This window comes from Thalassospira lucentensis, assembly GCF_032921865.1.
In the GTDB taxonomy this organism is placed as follows: Bacteria; Pseudomonadota; Alphaproteobacteria; order Rhodospirillales; family Thalassospiraceae; genus Thalassospira; species Thalassospira lucentensis_A.
This window is the reverse complement of sequence record NZ_CP136684.1, coordinates 327,199-344,388: the sequence shown is the minus strand read 5'-3', so window position 1 is coordinate 344,388 and position 17,190 is coordinate 327,199. Positions and strand designations below refer to the sequence as shown.

The 17,190-nt window shown below is 54.0% G+C and carries 13 protein-coding genes; 9 read left to right on the top strand and 4 right to left on the bottom strand.

Annotation, left to right across the window (positions count from 1 at the left end):
* Positions 1–103: 103 nt before the first annotated feature.
* Together R1T41_RS02280 and R1T41_RS02275 are read left to right on the top strand one after the other, a co-directional pair.
* Positions 104–931: a DUF4167 domain-containing protein gene (locus tag R1T41_RS02280; protein WP_247741905.1), complete on the top strand. Its 828-nt coding sequence runs from the start codon at positions 104–106 to the stop codon at positions 929–931.
* Between the two features lie 280 nt (positions 932–1,211).
* Positions 1,212–2,795 (top strand): type IV secretory system conjugative DNA transfer family protein, encoded by a 1,584-nt coding sequence (locus R1T41_RS02275; protein ID WP_317339669.1) that lies wholly within the window; start codon positions 1,212–1,214, stop codon positions 2,793–2,795.
* A 150-nt stretch (positions 2,796–2,945) separates the two neighbouring features.
* Here R1T41_RS02275 and R1T41_RS02270 read toward each other — a convergent pair whose 3' ends face one another.
* Positions 2,946–3,596 (bottom strand): MOSC domain-containing protein, encoded by a 651-nt coding sequence (locus R1T41_RS02270; RefSeq protein ID WP_317339667.1) that lies wholly within the window; start codon positions 3,594–3,596, stop codon positions 2,946–2,948.
* Positions 3,597–3,981: 385 nt separating this feature from the next.
* Between R1T41_RS02270 and clpB the strand changes: the two genes are divergently transcribed.
* A complete protein-coding gene (gene clpB, locus R1T41_RS02265) occupies positions 3,982–6,573 on the top strand; it encodes an ATP-dependent chaperone ClpB (RefSeq protein WP_317339665.1) in 2,592 nt (863 codons plus the stop codon).
* Between the two features lie 116 nt (positions 6,574–6,689).
* Positions 6,690–7,496, top strand: coding sequence for a DUF4197 domain-containing protein (locus R1T41_RS02260; protein WP_317339664.1), 807 nt, complete (start codon positions 6,690–6,692; stop codon positions 7,494–7,496).
* A 4-nt stretch (positions 7,497–7,500) separates the two neighbouring features.
* Here the strand turns inward: R1T41_RS02260 and R1T41_RS02255 are convergent, their stop codons facing one another.
* Both R1T41_RS02255 and R1T41_RS02250 read right to left on the bottom strand, forming a co-directional pair.
* Entirely contained in the window at positions 7,501–7,923 is a 423-nt protein-coding gene (locus tag R1T41_RS02255; protein WP_317339662.1) for an ATP-binding protein, read from the bottom strand.
* A 9-nt stretch (positions 7,924–7,932) separates the two neighbouring features.
* Positions 7,933–9,753 (bottom strand): AMP-dependent synthetase/ligase, encoded by a 1,821-nt coding sequence (locus tag R1T41_RS02250; RefSeq protein ID WP_062953397.1) that lies wholly within the window; start codon positions 9,751–9,753, stop codon positions 7,933–7,935.
* Between the two features lie 446 nt (positions 9,754–10,199).
* Here R1T41_RS02250 and R1T41_RS02245 point away from each other — a divergent pair, with 446 nt between their 5' ends.
* Together R1T41_RS02245 and R1T41_RS02240 are read left to right on the top strand one after the other, a co-directional pair.
* A complete protein-coding gene (locus R1T41_RS02245) occupies positions 10,200–11,975 on the top strand; it encodes a M3 family oligoendopeptidase (protein ID WP_317339661.1) in 1,776 nt (591 codons plus the stop codon).
* A gap of 1 nt (position 11,976) precedes the next feature.
* The gene (locus R1T41_RS02240) at positions 11,977–13,356 is read left to right on the top strand and encodes an AarF/ABC1/UbiB kinase family protein (RefSeq protein ID WP_317339659.1); all 1,380 of its coding nucleotides are present in this window, start codon (positions 11,977–11,979) and stop codon (positions 13,354–13,356) included.
* 277 nt (positions 13,357–13,633) lie between these two features.
* On the opposite strand, the gene R1T41_RS02235 is transcribed toward R1T41_RS02240, so the two are convergent.
* On the bottom strand, positions 13,634–13,966 hold the full coding sequence (locus R1T41_RS02235) for a hypothetical protein (protein WP_317339658.1): 333 nt from the start codon (positions 13,964–13,966) through the stop codon (positions 13,634–13,636).
* Between the two features lie 106 nt (positions 13,967–14,072).
* Between R1T41_RS02235 and R1T41_RS02230 the strand changes: the two genes are divergently transcribed.
* From R1T41_RS02230 to R1T41_RS02220, 3 genes are read left to right on the top strand one after another with little or no spacing between them, the layout of a single operon-like run.
* Positions 14,073–15,233, top strand: coding sequence for a Re/Si-specific NAD(P)(+) transhydrogenase subunit alpha (locus R1T41_RS02230; RefSeq protein ID WP_317339657.1), 1,161 nt, complete (start codon positions 14,073–14,075; stop codon positions 15,231–15,233).
* On the top strand, positions 15,226–15,669 hold the full coding sequence (locus R1T41_RS02225) for an NAD(P) transhydrogenase subunit alpha (protein ID WP_114111827.1): 444 nt from the start codon (positions 15,226–15,228) through the stop codon (positions 15,667–15,669). The genes R1T41_RS02230 and R1T41_RS02225 overlap by 8 nt, the downstream gene beginning before the upstream one ends.
* Before the next feature lie 12 nt (positions 15,670–15,681).
* On the top strand, positions 15,682–17,079 hold the full coding sequence (locus R1T41_RS02220; RefSeq protein ID WP_317339655.1) for an NAD(P)(+) transhydrogenase (Re/Si-specific) subunit beta: 1,398 nt from the start codon (positions 15,682–15,684) through the stop codon (positions 17,077–17,079).
* Positions 17,080–17,190: the final 111 nt, after the last annotated feature.

Here is a 17,190-nt window from a genome sequence, read left to right as displayed (position 1 = left end):
TTTGACCGGTACTGTTTAGCGGGAAATATGTTTTTCAGACGGAGTGGTTCCGGGATTCCTAGATGAATCCGGATTTGTCCTTCAACACCAAAGACATGTTGATATGAGAAATAACAACAACAACAACAATAATAAGCGTCCGCGCGGACGGCAGCAGCCGAATAAACGTCCTGTAAATCCGAAATTTCAGACTTTTGACAGTAACGGTCCGGACGGGCGCGTTCGTGGAAACGCCCAGCAGGTTTACGAAAAATATGTTTCGCTGGCCAAGGATTGCACTGACGATCCGGTTCTTGCTGAAAACTATTACCAGCATGCGGAACACTATCATCGTATTTTGCAGGCTGCGATTGACTGGGAAAACCAGCGTCGCGAAGAGCGTGGCGACAATAATAACCCGCGCCCGCAGCGTAATGATCGCAACGACCGGAATGATCGGGGTAACAATCGCCCGAACCGTGACGAGCGTAGCGAAAACCAGAATGGTGACGACAGCAACGATAACTCTGTCAGCCAGGATGACGTTGCGGCATCGGCAGATAATACGTCGAATGATACTGGCAACAATTCGTCAGATGGCAATGACGTTGCCGCTTCTGCCGCTGCTTCTTCCGCAGACAGCAACGATGGCGATGCAGCACCGGTAAAGCGTGCACCGCGTGCGCGCCGTGCCGCACCGCGTGGTCGCCCACCAAAGGCGGCGTCCGAAGACAGCGACCAGCCGTCTTTGGATATAGGGCCAGCTGACAATGCCGATACCGACACCTCGGCGGACAGTGAAGAAAAGAAACCGCGTAAAGCCGCTGCCGGAACAAGCCGCACACGCGGTCGTCATCCGACAGCCCGTCGTGGCCGCAGCCGTGCTGCCGGTCGTGAGGACGGCGAAGAAGGCTCAAGCGAAGATAAATCGGCGGAAACTGTTTCTGCCTGATCCTTTGCGTTGCCACGATTACAACAGACCCCGCCGGAGAAATCCCGCGGGGTTTGTTGTTTTCTGGTTTTGAAAAACAGCGTTGCGACTGGTTTGTTTGCCGGACTGTCAATTGGACTTCTTGATGTGAAACTGCCCGTCCATAAATAGGTAATATGGTGCAACTTGCGATTTTAACTGATATCACTTGATAGTAACGGAGCCTGCTGGCGGGGCGGAAGGCATGAAAATGCAACGGGGTCACTTCGCCAAAAGACAGGTAAACATTCTTGGGGGTTGAATGATGGGAACAGGTTTGTTCCGGGTCGTCATGGTGCTGTTGTGGGCGCTTGGTGCGATGGTTGTCGCTCTTGGCGTGTTTAACGGTGACTATGAACTGGCTTTACTGGGGGCTGTCTGTTTTATCATCCCAATGTTCCTGCCGCTGATTGTTATCGTCCTTAATCGTCTGCAATCGTCGCCGTCCAATAAAAAGCAATCCGTTTCGCCAATGCAGGCCGCACGAATGAAGGTCGAAGGCCAGTGGGCGAAGGTAGAAGACCTTGACGCTCGCAAGCTTCTTGATCCCAAGCCGTCAATCGTTCTCGGACGCTGGGGAACGGAGAAAAGGTTGATCGGTTCATCGGGACTGCGTCGGGTAATCACATTTTCCAGCAAACCCGAAGAATATTACCGCGCCTCGGCAGAGCCGAACGCTTTGCTGCATACTGGTGCGCTGTTTGTTTATGAACGTCATGGCAGCATTTACCGTGCCGTGCAGGATCGCCGCAAAAAGTTGGGGCAACGGGTTATTCTGATTGATCCGCATGGTCAGGCTGGGGCGGAAACCGATCAGTTCAATCCTTGCGATTTCATGCGCCAGCAGGGCGAAGGGCTGATTGCGGATGCCGGGCTAATTGCCGATACATTGCTGGCGCCAGTCTTTGTTCAGGAACTTGACGAACAGGAAACCCGTGCGGCACGTACTCTTTTGCAGGGATTCATCGTTTACACCATGCAGAAGAGCCTGAAAGAAAACAGAAGCCTTGCCGAGGTCCGGCGCAATCTGGTGATGCCGTCTCATCGGTTTTATAAAATCCTTGAGGAACTGATGGGAATCGAGTCCGCCGATGGCAGGATTTCCGACATTGCCCTGACCATTCTTGATATGACCGAAGACCAGCGTCTGTCGATTATCGAAGCATGTCGCATGGCAACAGCAGATTTCGACAATCCCGCGATTGCACGGGTTCTGGGCAACAGCACGTTTGGTATTGATGATCTGACCGGTCGGCCCGTCTCGATTTTCATTGTCGGGCGGATGGGCGGGGAAACACCCGACACCCAGACCGCATTCAGCCGGGTGATGATTGGCGCCATGATGCAGCTTATTACCCGCCGCGACTGGAAAAGCGGGGATGCGGAGTTTCTGGTCCTGTTTGACGGGATTGAGGCGATTGGCCGCATGCCGTTGTTTGAACGTCTTTTGGGCGGCGGGCTTGGCGATGGCATGATCATCTGGCCCGGTTTTTCCGGCGTCAGTGGCCTGATGGATGTTTGTCTGAACTGGGAAAATGTTGTCGGGCGGGCGGATGCGATTTCGGTGCTCAGCCAGGATGGGGCTTTCAACCTCGACTGGGTTTCCGGACTGACGGCGATGTCGAAGTTTGACGATACCGGTGGCGGTGCAAGTGGTGACCGGCCGGTGCATTTGCGACCACAGGACAATCAGCCTATCCTGCGATCAACTGAAGTCGCGCGGTTTCCGGCCGAAGAACAGATACTGTTTCGCAAAGGTGTCCCGCCGATCCGGGCATACCGGATTGACTGGTATCATGACGAGATGTTTCAGGGAATGGCGGTTCACGCCCCGACTTTCAGCTAGCTGACGTCGGAGCGTGACAATCTCGCGTGTCAGTCTTTTATAACGGCAATTTCGTCGCCGGGCCGGATCTGGCCGGAATTGACCGGTTCGACATAAACACCCATGTAAAGGTGGTTCAGCCCCTTGCGCAGCATCAGCGGAACGTTGATATCAGAACTCGGCTGTGCCGGGATTGACGCTGGTTGCCTTGCAGCGCGTGATCGGATGGATGACTCGGAAATCAACGCCGTTGATCTGAACGATCTGGCCCTCTTCCCATTTCAGTTCGGCCCACGGCTCAAGCCCGTCAATCAGCAGATTGCCACGAAACCGCATCGGATCGATTTCTTTCTGAACAATACGGTCGCCGAAATCGCGTACCGATGCCAGATTGATGACCGATATATAGGGTTCCTTCATGTCGCCAAAGCTGACATCGGGGACCGAATAGATTTTAGGTGTTCCGGCGGCGTCATTTTTCAGGAATGCCTTCAGGAAGTCCTCGACCACGGTGCGACCCATTTTGTCTTCAAGATTGCCTTTGCAGATTGCACGACCGTTCCGCAGGATCGACAACGTTGTTGTCGCGTCGTCATATTCGATGCCAAGTTCAGCGAGTTTCGGCGTGTTGACCAATTGCAGGAAATTGCTTTTTCGTGCCCATTCATGCACGCCGTCCTGTCCGACTGATGACTGGGTCGCGATGATAAAGCGACGGTCATCCTTCAGCATCTGATGAGCCGTGATGTCGGCAGCAGGCATTTCGATGCCGCTTAGCCCTTTGACCGGGTATCTTTTTATGGCTTTGAGTTCGATAGTCATGGCGTTTGATCCTGTGGGGCGCGGTTATCTGTCGGCAAACGGGGCGGGCCGACAGGTAGGCCAGAAAAATATGAATGGCGACGTTAATGCGTTGTTATCCCGAGGGCAAGACTTCCCGCCAGTTGGCAGACAACAGATTTAGCCAGAATGACAACGCCTTTCGCCGTAATCTTGAATGGTGCCAGAAAATGGTGCTGCGGTGCACAAATAATTCTTGCAACTTTTGTAGGGGTATCGTCTTGCAAAGACAGGGAACTGAGACATATCAAAGACGTCGGCAATAGAATGATTGATAATTTCTATTGTGGATAAAACCACTTAAGGTCGCGGATGCTTCCAAGAAGGTCCGCATGATACGATACTGTTGGCTCAAGGAGTGACAGGCATGGAATTCGAAAAGTTTACGGACCGGTCCAAAGGGTTCCTTCAGGCGGCGCAATCACTGGCGCTACGTGAAAACCATCAGCAATTTGTACCGATCCATCTTCTGAAAGTGCTGCTTGACGATGAAGAAGGTCTGGCGGCAAATCTTATCAAGGCAGCGGGCGGAAAGCCCAAAACTGCACAGGATCGTTGTGCTCAGGAACTGGCAAAACTGCCCAAGGTTTCGGGCGGCAATGGCCAGATTTATCTATCATCCGAGTTTGCCCGCCTGATCGATCAGGCACAGGAAGTCGCCAAGAAAGCCGGTGACAGCTATGTCACAGCCGAACGGTTGCTTTTGACTATTGCGCTTGATCCAAAATCGGTGGCGGGCAAGGTGCTGGCCGATGCCGGTGTTACCGCACAGGCCCTTAACGGGGCAATCAATGACATCCGTAAGGGCCGTACGGCTGATAGTGCCGGTGCGGAAAGCCAGTATGATGCGCTTAAGAAATACGCGCGTGATCTGACGGCGGCGGCACGTGAGGGCAAGCTTGACCCTGTGATCGGCCGTGACGAAGAAATTCGGCGCGCGATTCAGGTTCTGTCGCGCCGGACAAAAAACAACCCGGTTCTGATCGGCGAGCCCGGCGTGGGTAAAACCGCCATTGCCGAAGGTCTGGCATTGCGCATTGTCAAGGGTGACGTGCCCGAAACGCTCAAGGACAAGAAACTTCTGTCGCTTGATCTTGGTGCGTTGATTGCCGGTGCCAAGTTCCGTGGCGAGTTCGAGGAACGTCTGAAAGCGGTGATGTCCGAGATCGAGGCCGAAGCAGGGCAGATCGTTCTGTTCATTGATGAATTGCACACGCTGGTCGGGGCCGGAAAGGCCGAGGGATCGATGGATGCCTCCAACCTTTTGAAACCGGCACTGGCGCGCGGTGAACTTCACTGCGTTGGGGCGACAACCCTGGACGAATATCGCCAGCATATTGAAAAGGACGCGGCACTTGCCCGTCGTTTCCAACCGGTGTTTGTCTCCGAACCAAGCGTTTCCGACACGGTTTCGATCCTGCGCGGCATCAAGGAAAAATACGAACTCCATCACGGTGTGCGTATTGCCGATAATGCGCTGGTTGCGGCGGCAACCCTTTCGAACCGATACATCACGGACCGCTTCCTGCCTGACAAGGCGATTGACCTTATGGATAAGTCGGCGTCGCGTCTTCGGATGGAACTTGATTCCAAGCCCGAAGAAATCGACGAACTTGATCGCCGCATCATTCAGCTCAAGATCGAACGCGAAGCCCTTAAGAAAGAGGAAGACCGGGCATCGAAAGATCGTCTGGGTCGTCTTGACAAGGAACTGGCCGAGCTTGAAGGAAAATCAGCGGAACTGACCGCGAAATGGGAAGCCCAGAAAAAGGAACTGGCGGCATCGACCCATATCAAGGAACAGCTTGATCAGGCACGCGGCGAACTTGAACGTGCGATGCGTGACGGGCGGCTCGACCGTGCGGGACAGCTTCAATATGAAGAAATCCCTGCACTGGAACGGTTGCTTGAAAAGGCCGAAGACGATCAGGCCGACGGCATGAAAGAAGAAGCGGTGACTGAAAAGCACATTGCTTCGGTCGTGTCGCGCTGGACGGGTATTCCGGTCGACAAGATGCTGGAAGGCGAACGTGAAAAGCTGCTGGGGATGGAAGACATCCTGCGCAAACGCGTCGTTGGTCAGGATGAAGCCGTTCGGTCGATCTCGAATGCGGTACGGCGTGCACGTGCCGGGTTGCAGGATCCGAACCGGCCGATGGGATCGTTCCTGTTCCTTGGTCCGACCGGTGTTGGTAAAACCGAATTGACCAAGGCGCTTGCGCAGTTCCTGTTTGATGATGAACAGGCCATGGTCCGCATTGATATGTCGGAATTCATGGAAAAGCATGCGGTGGCACGCCTGATCGGTGCGCCTCCGGGCTATGTCGGGTACGAGGAAGGCGGTTCGCTGACCGAGGCGGTGCGGCGGCGTCCCTATCAGGTGGTTCTGTTTGACGAGGTCGAAAAAGCCCACCCCGATGTGTTCAACGTTCTGTTGCAGGTCCTTGACGAAGGTCGTTTGACTGACGGGCAGGGACGTACGGTCGACTTCCGCAATACGCTGATTATCCTGACCTCGAACCTGGGGGCCGACATTCTGGCCAATCAGGAAGAAGGTCACGATAGCAGCGAATTGCGCAGTCAGGTCATGGAAGTCGTGCGGGCATCGTTCCGTCCGGAATTCCTGAATCGGCTGGATGAAGTCCTTCTGTTCCATCGTTTGAAACGTGCCCAGATGGACACGATTGTCGATATCCAGCTTGGTCGCCTTGAAAAGCTGCTGTTTGATCGCAAGATCACCCTGCAACTCGACGAGTTCGCCAAAAGCTGGCTGGCCGACAAGGGATATGATCCGGTCTATGGTGCGCGCCCGCTTAAACGTGTTGTTCAACGCTATCTGCAAAACCCGCTGGCGATGCAGATCCTTGAAGGAACGGTCAAGGATGGCGATACCATTCCGGTTTCGGCCGAAGGCGGTCAGTTGCTGCTGAATGGCAAGAAAGTCGAACTGGTCGACTGATCTAACAGCCTGAATTTGAAATGTTGCAAAACCCCGGTCATTGATCGGGGTTTTGTCTTTTCAAGGCCATGATCTGCTTGCAGGATGGTGAAAATATCAAAACCAAGGGGACATCCATGCGAGCACAGCCACCGAAATCCACCACCTTTACCCGCCTGATTGTATCAGCCTCTTTTTTGGCTCTGATCGCCGGAATATCGGTCGATGCGTCGGCGCAATCCTTTTTTGACAAGGCCAAGGAAGCACTAGGTAGCGTGACGGGGAACAACACGACCAGCAGCGGTTCGGGCGGCAGTTCGGCATCAATGGCGGGGCTTTCGGACGAAACGGTTTCCGATGCCCTGCGTCAGGCGCTTGATAAGGGGGTTGAGGTTGTCACCACCGATCTTGGCGTGACGGATGGCTTCAATGCTGACCCGGTGGCGCATATTCCGCTGCCTGATAGTGTCAAACATGCGCAATCGTTGCTAAGTGCCGCCGGGCTTGGCAGTTATGGCGAGGAAATTGAATTGCGAATGAACCGCGCCGCCGAACAGACGATGCGGGATGCCGGTGATATTTTGGCCGATGCCGTCAGCAGAATGACGTTGGAAGATGCCAAGGGCATTCTCGACGGGCCGGAAGACGCGGCGACAAAATATCTGCGCCGCGTGTCGGGTGGCGATATCGAAAACAGGTTAAGACCGGTGATTGGCGAAGCATTGGCAGATACCGGCGCGCTGCAGCTTTACGATCAAATGATGGGACAGTACGACACATTGCCGATGGTGCCTGACATCAAGGCATCACTTTCCGATCACGCGACCAACAAGGCGATGGATGGCCTGTTTTATTACATCGCAAAGCAGGAAGCCGATATCCGTAACGACCCGGCGCGCTGGACGACGGATGTTCTCAAAAAGGTCTTCTCGACCGTGAATTGAGCGGCTAGCGATAACGATCGGGAAGCTGTTGCCAGCGTTTGCGCATGGCATCGATTTTATCGTCAGGGACGCCGTGGATATTGCGAAACTGTCCATGGCATTCGATGATCTGTAGGGGCACGTCATGACGTTCTGCCATGTCGAGATAAGCCTGCATCTCCCAGATTTCGCTAAATGTGTTGGAAACAACAACGGCTTGTCCGGTGGATAGATAGGCATCGCATTCAGTTTCGCAGCGTGCATGGACGTCACGCAGTTTTCGACCGTCAAACCGGTAATCGCCGTTGCGGTCCACCATGAACTGATCGGCTTCGAGATGGATGGCGCCGGTCTTTTCGCAAATCATTGTGGCAAGTGTCGATTTCCCTGATCCGGGAAGGCCCCGGATCAGGGTTAATGTCGGTTTTGTCTGCGAATGGTTTGCCATTGGCCTGGCTTATTGGCCGCCGCGTTTGCGCTGATACAGGGTATCAAGCGCCTGACCGTAGGCCGCCTTGATCTTGTGGCGACGGATCTTCATGGATGGTGTCAGCATCTCGTTTTCAATCGAGAACGGACTTTCGGCGAAGGTAAAGCTTCGGACCTTTTCTATGGTCGAAAGGCGTCCGTTGACATGATCGACCGCAGCACGGATTTTTTTGCGGAATTCCTCGTTCTCGCCAAGGGTATCGATATTGTTTTCAATCCCGTTTTCCTTGGCAAATTCACGCATAAAATCGTCATCGGGCCAGAGAACAGCAACCAGATAGGGCTTGTCATCGCCGTAAACCATTGCTTGTGAAATCTCGGTTTCAAGGGTCAGGAGGCCCTCTATCCGCTGCGGCGAGATATTATCGCCACCGGAATTGACGATGATGTCCTTCTTGCGGTCGGTGATGACAAGGCTGCCTTCTTCGTCGAACTTGCCGATATCACCTGTATGAAGCCAGCCATCAATGATGGCGGCGGCGGTGACTTCGGGCAGGTTCCAGTATCCCTTCATCATGCTTTCGCCGCGTAGCAGGATTTCGCCGTCATCTGCGATTTTTGCCTCGGCTCCGACCATCGGCGGGCCAACCGAACGCAGTTTATTGTTTTCGGCACGATTGCACGACACAACCGGGGCGAATTCGGTTTGGCCGTATCCCTGAAGAATGCGAATGCCGCATGAAACAAACAGGACGCCGAGTTCATAGTTCAGCGGGCCACCACCCGATACCATCGCCTTGATCCGGCCGCCGAAACGCTGGCGCAATTTACGGCGCAGCAGGATTTCGCAGATGAAATTCTGGAATTTCTCGATCAGGTTAAGCGGTTCTTTTTCATAGGTTTTGCGACCAAGCCTGAGTGTCAGGTTAAACAGCTTCTGTTTAAAGCCGCCTTCCTTTTCGACCATGCGGCTCATACGCTGATAGAGCATTTCATAAAGACGCGGAACGGCCGTCATGATTGTCGGACGCACTTCGGCCAGATTTGCGGCAAGCTTATCAAGGCTTTCGGCGTAGTAAATCTGCGCGCCGATGCTCATCGGGAAATAAAGACCTGCGGTGTGTTCATAGGAATGCGACAGCGGGAGGAAGGACAAAAAGACTTCTTCGTCAATTCCGAGCGTTTCGATGATGTCAAACGCACCCATGCAGTTTGACAGGATCGCCCCGTGGCTGAGCATCACCCCCTTGGGTGCCCCACCCGTACCCGATGTGTAAATCAGGCAGGCCAGTTGATCACGCGCAATTTCCGACACCCATGCATCGACGTCGTCTGTCAGTCCGCGACCTTGCGAAATCACATCTTCCCATCGGGTTATGGTGATATCGCCGACAAAGCTTTGGCCCCAGTCTTCCATCATGATGGCATGACGGCAACGCCCGCTATCAAGGGCTGCGTGCAGGAAGGGCTGGGCGAGTTTCTTGGTCGAGATAATGGCAATGCCCGCACCACTGTCTTCGATCGCGTGCAGGTGGTCGCGCTCGGTATTGGTGGTATAGGCCGGAACGGTCAGGGCGCCGACACACATGATCGCCAGATCGGCAATGCCCCATTCGGTGCGGTTTTCCGAAACCAGCAATACCCGGTCACCGGGGCGGACGCCAATTTTGTATAGCGACCGTGCCAGCGCGCGCACCTGATCGGCGGCGTCATTCCAACTTGTCGGGACAAAATCACCCGCTTCACCATCCTTGGTCCACAAGAATGGTGCATCCCCGTATTTTTCAGCCTGTTTGAAAAACATCGACGGCAAGTTCTGCCAATCGGCATAATCCTGCAAATTCGTCATGACGCTTCCTTGCCTTGTTGTCGTTTCTCTTGCCTTCATACAGTGATCTTGGCGTCACTGTTCAAGTCTGTCACCGCAAAGTGATCGCAAATGTCGGCGACGAATCTCAAAAGTCCGGACTTTCCATCACGGATATACCTGACCCCATTGTTTTAGTTATCAGGGATTGCTTCGTTACGCAGCCGGAAAATGATGTTTGAACGGTTCAAATGAGTACGACTTCACATCATCGGAAAAATTCATTGATATCCATCGATGTTAGCGATTTCACAAGGCGGGATCAAAACGCTATTGTTGATCTGTAATTCGCCCTGTTTGGTGTGTCTGTAAATGCAAAGCCGTGATCGGCACTGGCGCAGGTCGCCCGGCCATCATATATCGGGGCATGGATGTTTCGGGCTGGAATGCAAAAGGCCCGATTGCATAATCGACTGTCTGGAGGACAAATGAACGCGATCGACAAGAATTTGCCGACCTGGGATCTTACTGATCTCTATAACGATCCCAAAGACCCGGCCATCCGGCGCGATCTTGATGATGCCAAATCCCGCTCAGACGCCTTCCAGAAAACCTATCAGGGCAAACTTGCCGGTCTTTCGGGTGATGAACTTGCCGCCGCGATTGCCGAATACGAAGCCGTTAGCGAAATCTGTGGCCGGATCGGATCGTTTGCGCAGTTGCTTTATGCAGGTGATAGCTCGGACGCCGCCATCGGGCAGTTCTATCAGTCCGTTCAGGAAGAAATGACCGGCATTTCCAGCCTGTCGCTATTCTTCGGGCTTGAAATCAACCGGATCGAGGAAGATGTGCTTTCGGCGAAATATGACGAAAGTGCCGCCCTTCGCCGTTATCGCCCGTGGCTTGATGAAAACCGTGCCTTCCGCCCGCACCAGCTATCTGACGAGGTCGAACAGGTCCTGCATGAACGCCGCGTTGCCGGTTCAAGTGCATGGGTGCGTTTGTTCGATCAGACGATGGCCGATCTGCGTTTCCCGATGAATGGCGAAGAACTGACCATGTCGGATGTTGCTAATATGCTGTCTTCGACCAAGGTGGCGGAGCGCAAGGCAGCGGCAAAATCGATTGGCGATGTGCTGGGCAAAAATATCAAGCTTTTGGCCCATATCACCAATACGCTGGCCAAGGACAAGGAAATTGACGACCGGCTGCGTAAATTCGCAACCCCCGTGTCGGCGCGCAACCTGTCCAACCAGGTCGAGGACGATGTTGTTGAAGCACTTAATTCCGCAGTCGCCAGCAGCCACGCCGATCTGTCGCATCGCTATTACCGCCTCAAAGCCAAATGGTTTGGTGTTGATCAGCTTGATTACTGGGACCGCAATGCGCCGCTTCCCGATGATGATGATCGCCATATCGATTGGGATACCGCACGCAAAACCGTGCTTAAGGCATATGGTGAATTTTCACCCGAGCTTGCCGAGGTTGGTCAGAAATTCTTTGATAACCCTTGGATTGATGTTCCGCCGCGTGCGGGTAAATCATCAGGCGCTTTTGCCCATCCGACCGTACCGTCGGCTCATCCGTACTTGCTGCTGAACTATCACGGCAAAACACGTGATGTGATGACGCTGGCGCATGAGCTTGGCCATGGTGTGCATCAGGTTCTTGCGGGCGAGCAGGGTTATTTCCTGTCTGATACTCCGCTGACACTTGCGGAAACCGCGTCCGTTTTCGGGGAAATGCTGACCTTCCAGTCGATGCTGCGTGCGGAAACCGACCCGAAGATGAAGCGCATCATGCTGGCCGGCAAGGTCGAGGATATGCTCAACACCGTCGTGCGTCAGATCGCGTTCTTCGAATTTGAAAAACGCGTCCATACCAAGCGCCGCGAAGGTGAGTTGACAGTTGATGAGATCTGCGAGATCTGGCTTGCCGTACAACATGAAAGTCTGGGTGATGCGATCCGCTACGAGGACGAATACAAATATTACTGGTCCTATATCCCGCACTTCATCCATTCGCCGTTCTATGTTTACGCCTATGCGTTTGGCGATTGCCTCGTGAATTCGCTGTATGACGTTTATGAAAATGCCGAAGACGGATTCCAGCAGAAATATTTCGACATGCTGAAAGCCGGTGGCACCAAGCGCCATCAGGAATTGTTGGCACCGTTCGGTCTTGATGCGTCCGACCCGGCTTTCTGGCAGCGTGGCCTTAACATGATCAAACGCATGATCGACGAGTTGGAGGAACTTTCCTGATATGAGCAATGACGACGATGATTATACCGCCCCAAACGAGGATAATCGATTTGGCGGGCGGGTTCGTCGTTATGCAAAGGTGGGGGCGTCGGCCGGGAAGCTGGCTGCACGCCTTGCCACGGGGAAAATGTTCGGCGGCGATATCGATCATGCGAAATATGCTGCCGAACTGACTTCGGCCTTGGGCGGCCTAAAAGGCCCATTGATGAAGGTTGCACAAATCCTGTCGACCATTCCCGATGCCTTGCCAAAGGAATATACCCAGGCCCTGGCAACGCTTCAGGCCGATGCGCCCAGTATGGGGTGGCTGTTTGTCAAACGCCGGATGCGGACCGAACTCGGTGCTGGATGGCAGGAAAGATTTGGCGATTTCAGCCATGAAGCGGTTGCTGCGGCGTCGCTCGGCCAGGTTCATCGTGCGACGCTTGATGATGGCCGGACAGTCGCCTGCAAGCTGCAATATCCCGATATGTCGGCAACGGTCGAGGCCGACCTTAAACAGCTTCGCGCCGCCTTTGCGATCTATCGCCGGTATGACAGTGCAATTGATGCCGAAAACATTCAGCTGGAACTGACCGCGCGCCTGCGAGAGGAACTTGATTACGAACGCGAAGCCCGCAACATGCTGCTGTATCGCCATATGCTGGCCGATGAGGATTGCGTGCATGTGCCCGAACCCGTGTTGGACCTCACGACCAAGCGGCTTCTGACCATGACGTGGCAGACCGGGCAGAAATTCCAGAAATTTCTTGATAGCGATCCGTCGCAGGATTCGCGCAATCAGGTGGCGCTGAATATGTTCAGGGCCTGGTATGTACCGTTTTATCGTTATGGCGCGATCCATGGCGATCCGCATCTGGGCAACTATACTCTGCGCGATGATCTTTCGGTCAACCTGCTTGATTTCGGTTGTATCCGTATCTTTCAGCCCGAATTCGTCAATGCGGTGATCACGCTTTACGAAGCATTACGCGACAAGGACGAGGAAAAGGCGGTTGCTGCCTATCAAAGCTGGGGCTTTGAAAATCCGTCACGTGAATTGATCGATGTTCTGAATATCTGGGCCGGGTTTGTATATGGCCCGATCCTTGATGATCGCGAACGCCGGATGGATGAAACCAATTCGGTGGCATACGGGGCCGAGGTCGCAGGCAGGGTCCATCGGGAATTGCGACGCGTCGGCGGGGTCAAGCCGCCCCGTGAATTCGTTCTGGTGGATCGGGCGGCTGTCGGGCTTGGTGCCGTGTTCCTGCGCCTTGATGCCCATCTTAACTGGTATCAGATATTCAATGATCTTGTCGGGGACTTTGATGCGGGTGTCTTGACGCGCAATCAGGATGCCGCCCTTGGCGCTGTCGGGCTCGACCGTCCCGAAAACTGATCCGATTTCGCATTTTGCGATTTAAATTTTCCGTGTAACGGCAAAAGAATCGGCGTGATCGCGTGCATCGTTGGCTGGAAATACCCAGTCAAAATGGTTTTCCTCGAGGGCTTTTGTCGGCTTTTTCCAAAATTTTCCGGTTTCAATCGTTGGGCACGCAGAAAAGTTTTTCCTTTCTCTGCTTGCGTTGGGGCGGGTTTGGTGGAAACCTGTGGCTGCGTTTGTCAATTAATATTCACTTACAACGTTGGCTGAAAATAGGGGAAACTGCTGTAAATCAACGGATTAATTCTATCTGTACGGGATAAGGACCTGTTACAGGATGGAAATAATATGTGCGATAATCCGCACATGATGGTTTTGGTAAGTTGTGAACCAAAATCAAGTTAAACTGTTTTTTTATAGGGTTTTCATGTTGTCGCGAACCGGAAGAAATCGCATCTTGCATCCAACGCAGACAAGGCAGGGCGTCATTGATTGTTTGTCCTGAGCACCAATGGCGGGTGGGACCTGACTTGTCGCCAAGGCTTTTTGCCTCGGAATGCGTGGTGGGAAAGTGGGCGGTTTCTTCTGTTAAAGCGGAAGAACCGCCTTTTTTCTTGCCGGGCAAGGGTAATCGTGGCCCGTCTGATGCAGATGCACCAGATGCGGATCGCGTCACATAAAAACAAAAATGCCGTGCTTATTCATAATGATAGGGAAGGAGGTTGAACGCGATGAAACTGGCCGTTCCAAAGGAAATATGGCCCGGGGAAAAGCGCGTTGCCGTTACGCCAGATACCGTCAAGAAACTGATCTGTCTGGGGTTTGACGTTGCAATCGAGGCTGGTGCCGGAACTGACGCCGCCATACCGGATGATCGCTTTGCCGACGCCGGTGCGACCATTGCCAAAACGATGAAAACCACCGTCAAGGATGCCGATGTCATCCTGAAGGTGCGCCCACCGGTTGTTGATGGAAAAACCGACGAGCTTGCCGCCTATAAAAAAGGGGCTGCCGTCATCGCCTTGCTTGATCCCTATGATCGCAAGGACCTGATTGAAAAAATGGCTGCGGCAGGGGTTTCGTCCTTTGCCATGGAACTGATGCCGCGTATTTCGCGTGCGCAATCAATGGACGTTCTGTCGTCGCAATCCAACCTGGCCGGGTATCGTGCCGTTCTGGATGCCGCCCATGAATTCGGGCGGATTTATCCGATGATGATGACGGCAGCCGGGACATTGCCGCCCGCACGTATCGTTGTTGTCGGGGCCGGTGTTGCCGGTCTTCAGGCGATTGCGACTGCCAAACGCCTAGGCGCGGTGGTTTCCGCATTCGACGTGCGTCCGGCGGTGAAGGAACAGGTTCAGTCGCTTGGCGGGACCTTTATTGAAGTTGAAGACGACGCAGCCGACGGCGAAACCGCAGGCGGCTACGCCAAGGAAATGTCGGACGAGTACAAGGCCAAACAGGCGGCCAAGCTTAAGGAAGTTCTGGCAAAGACCGACATCGTCATCACGACCGCATTGATCCCGGGCCGTCCGGCACCGGAAATCGTTACTGCCGATATGGTCGCGGGCATGAAACCCGGTTCGGTCATCATCGATCTTGCCGCCGAACGCGGTGGCAACGTCGCGGGTGCGAAACTTGGTGAAACGGTTGTCACGGCCAACGGTGTGAAAATCATCGGTCCGGAAAACATCACCAGTTCCGTCGCAACCGATGCAACGGCGATGTATGCCAAGAACCTTCTGAATTTCATCACGCTGTCGGTCGACAAGGAAAAAGGCGCGCTGGCCTTCAATGCCGAAGACCAGATTATTGCCGAAACCATGCTGACCCGTGATGGCAAGGTTGTTCATCCGAAATTTGGTGGTGAGGAGGTCGCAAATGGCTGATCAATCCGTAACCCAAAATGCCGCCCAGAACGCCAATGAGCTGCGCGATGCAGCCCTTGGTCTGGCCGAAAAGGCCGCAAAACTTGCCGATAGTCTTGCCAATCAGGCGGGCGACATGGCGAGTTCGGCGACCACAGTTGTCCATACAGGCGGTGTCAGCCCGACGGTGCTTGGCCTGACGGTGTTCGTTCTGGCCTGCTTTGTCGGCTATTACGTCGTGTGGAAAGTGACCCCGGCCCTTCATTCGCCGCTGATGGCGGTGACCAATGCCATTTCATCGGTGATCATTGTCGGCGCGCTTCTGGCGGCAGGCCCGATCGAAATGAACCTGTCCAAGGCGATGGGCTTCCTCGCCGTGGTGCTGGCGTCGGTCAACATCTTTGGCGGTTTCATCGTGGCACAGCGCATGCTGCACATGTTCAAGAAAAAGAAGTAGGGGGAACACACAATGTCGGAAAACCTGTCGGCTTTCCTGTATCTCGTGGCGTCCGTCTGCTTCATTCTGTCGCTGCGCGGTCTGTCTTCACCGGAAACGGCACGTAACGGGAATATCCTTGGCATGGTGGGGATGGCGATTGCCATTCTGACCACCCTGGCATCGCCCGAAGTCGTGTCCTATACCACCATCATTGTCGGCATTCTGGTCGGCGGGGCCATCGGTACGGTCATCGCGCTCAAGATCAAGATGACGGCACTGCCGCAACTTGTTGCTGCCTTCCATTCGCTGGTCGGTCTGGCGGCTGTGTTTGTGGCGGGTGCGGCGCTTTATTCGCCGGGTGCCTATGGTCTTGGTACTGCAGGCAATATCGGTGCTGCCAGCCTGATTGAAATGGGCCTTGGCGTTGCCATTGGTGCCATTACCTTCACTGGCTCGCTTGTTGCCTTTGGCAAGTTGCAGGGGATTGTATCGGGTACGCCGGTACGCTTTACCGGGCAGCATATGCTTAACCTTGCCATCGGAATTGGCATTGTGGTGTTTGGTGTCATCCTTGTTGCGACTGAAAGCCACACCGCGTTCTGGATTCTGGTTATTCTTGCTCTGGTTCTTGGCGTGACGCTGATCATTCCGATTGGCGGGGCGGATATGCCGGTCGTTGTTTCGATGCTGAACTCCTATTCGGGGTGGGCGGCATGCGGCATCGGCTTTACGCTTCAGAACAATGCCCTGATCATTACCGGTGCACTGGTTGGTGCTTCGGGTGCGATCCTGTCCTACATCATGTGCAAGGGCATGAACCGCTCGATCTTCAACGTTATTTTTGGCGGTTTTGGCGCGGAAACCGGTGCCGCAGCAGGCGGCGTTGACACCGGTGATCGGGCTGTCAAATCAGGCTCCAGCGATGATGCGGCCTTTATCATGAAGAACGCATCAAATGTGATCATCGTGCCGGGCTACGGCATGGCGGTCGCACAGGCCCAGCATGCGTTGCGCGAAATGGCTGATATCCTTAAAGCCGAAGGCGTTAATGTCCGTTATGCCATCCATCCGGTGGCAGGGCGTATGCCGGGGCACATGAACGTCCTTCTGGCAGAGGCAAGTGTGCCTTATGACGACGTGCTTGAAATGGAAGAAATCAACCGTGATTTCGGCACGGCGGATGTGGCCTTTGTGATTGGTGCCAACGACATCACCAACCCGGCGGCCAAAACCGACCCGTCATCGCCGATCTTCGGCATGCCGATCCTCGAGGTCGAAAAAGCCAAGACCGTTCTGTTCATCAAGCGTTCGATGTCGGCCGGTTATGCCGGTATCGAGAACGAGTTGTTCTTCAAGGACAATACGATGATGCTGTTCGGTGATGCCAAAAAGATGTGCGAAGAGATTGTGATGCATCTGGATAGCTGATTTGGCTTTGATGTTGGAATATGAGAAGGGCGGCCATTTGGTCGCCCTTTTTCTATGTGAAACGAAATACGAATTTTCGTGATCTTTTAATCAGAAATCATATCTCGAGGG

Bases quoted from the DNA above. Each gene is read 5' to 3' on its own strand.
- R1T41_RS02225 (WP_114111827.1), top strand. From the start codon at position 15,226: ATGGCTGATCAATCCGTAACCCAAAATGCCGCCCAGAACGCCAATGAG.
- R1T41_RS02220 (WP_317339655.1), top strand. From the start codon at position 15,682: ATGTCGGAAAACCTGTCGGCTTTCCTGTATCTCGTGGCGTCCGTCTGC.
- R1T41_RS02230 (WP_317339657.1), top strand. From the start codon at position 14,073: ATGAAACTGGCCGTTCCAAAGGAAATATGGCCCGGGGAAAAGCGCGTT.
- clpB (WP_317339665.1), top strand. From the start codon at position 3,982: ATGGAATTCGAAAAGTTTACGGACCGGTCCAAAGGGTTCCTTCAGGCG.
- R1T41_RS02240 (WP_317339659.1), top strand. From the start codon at position 11,977: ATGAGCAATGACGACGATGATTATACCGCCCCAAACGAGGATAATCGA.
- R1T41_RS02245 (WP_317339661.1), top strand. From the start codon at position 10,200: ATGAACGCGATCGACAAGAATTTGCCGACCTGGGATCTTACTGATCTC.
- R1T41_RS02250 (WP_062953397.1), bottom strand. From the start codon at position 9,753: ATGACGAATTTGCAGGATTATGCCGATTGGCAGAACTTGCCGTCGATG.
- R1T41_RS02270 (WP_317339667.1), bottom strand. From the start codon at position 3,596: ATGACTATCGAACTCAAAGCCATAAAAAGATACCCGGTCAAAGGGCTA.
- R1T41_RS02280 (WP_247741905.1), top strand. From the start codon at position 104: ATGAGAAATAACAACAACAACAACAATAATAAGCGTCCGCGCGGACGG.
- R1T41_RS02275 (WP_317339669.1), top strand. From the start codon at position 1,212: ATGATGGGAACAGGTTTGTTCCGGGTCGTCATGGTGCTGTTGTGGGCG.
- R1T41_RS02260 (WP_317339664.1), top strand. From the start codon at position 6,690: ATGCGAGCACAGCCACCGAAATCCACCACCTTTACCCGCCTGATTGTA.
- R1T41_RS02255 (WP_317339662.1), bottom strand. From the start codon at position 7,923: ATGGCAAACCATTCGCAGACAAAACCGACATTAACCCTGATCCGGGGC.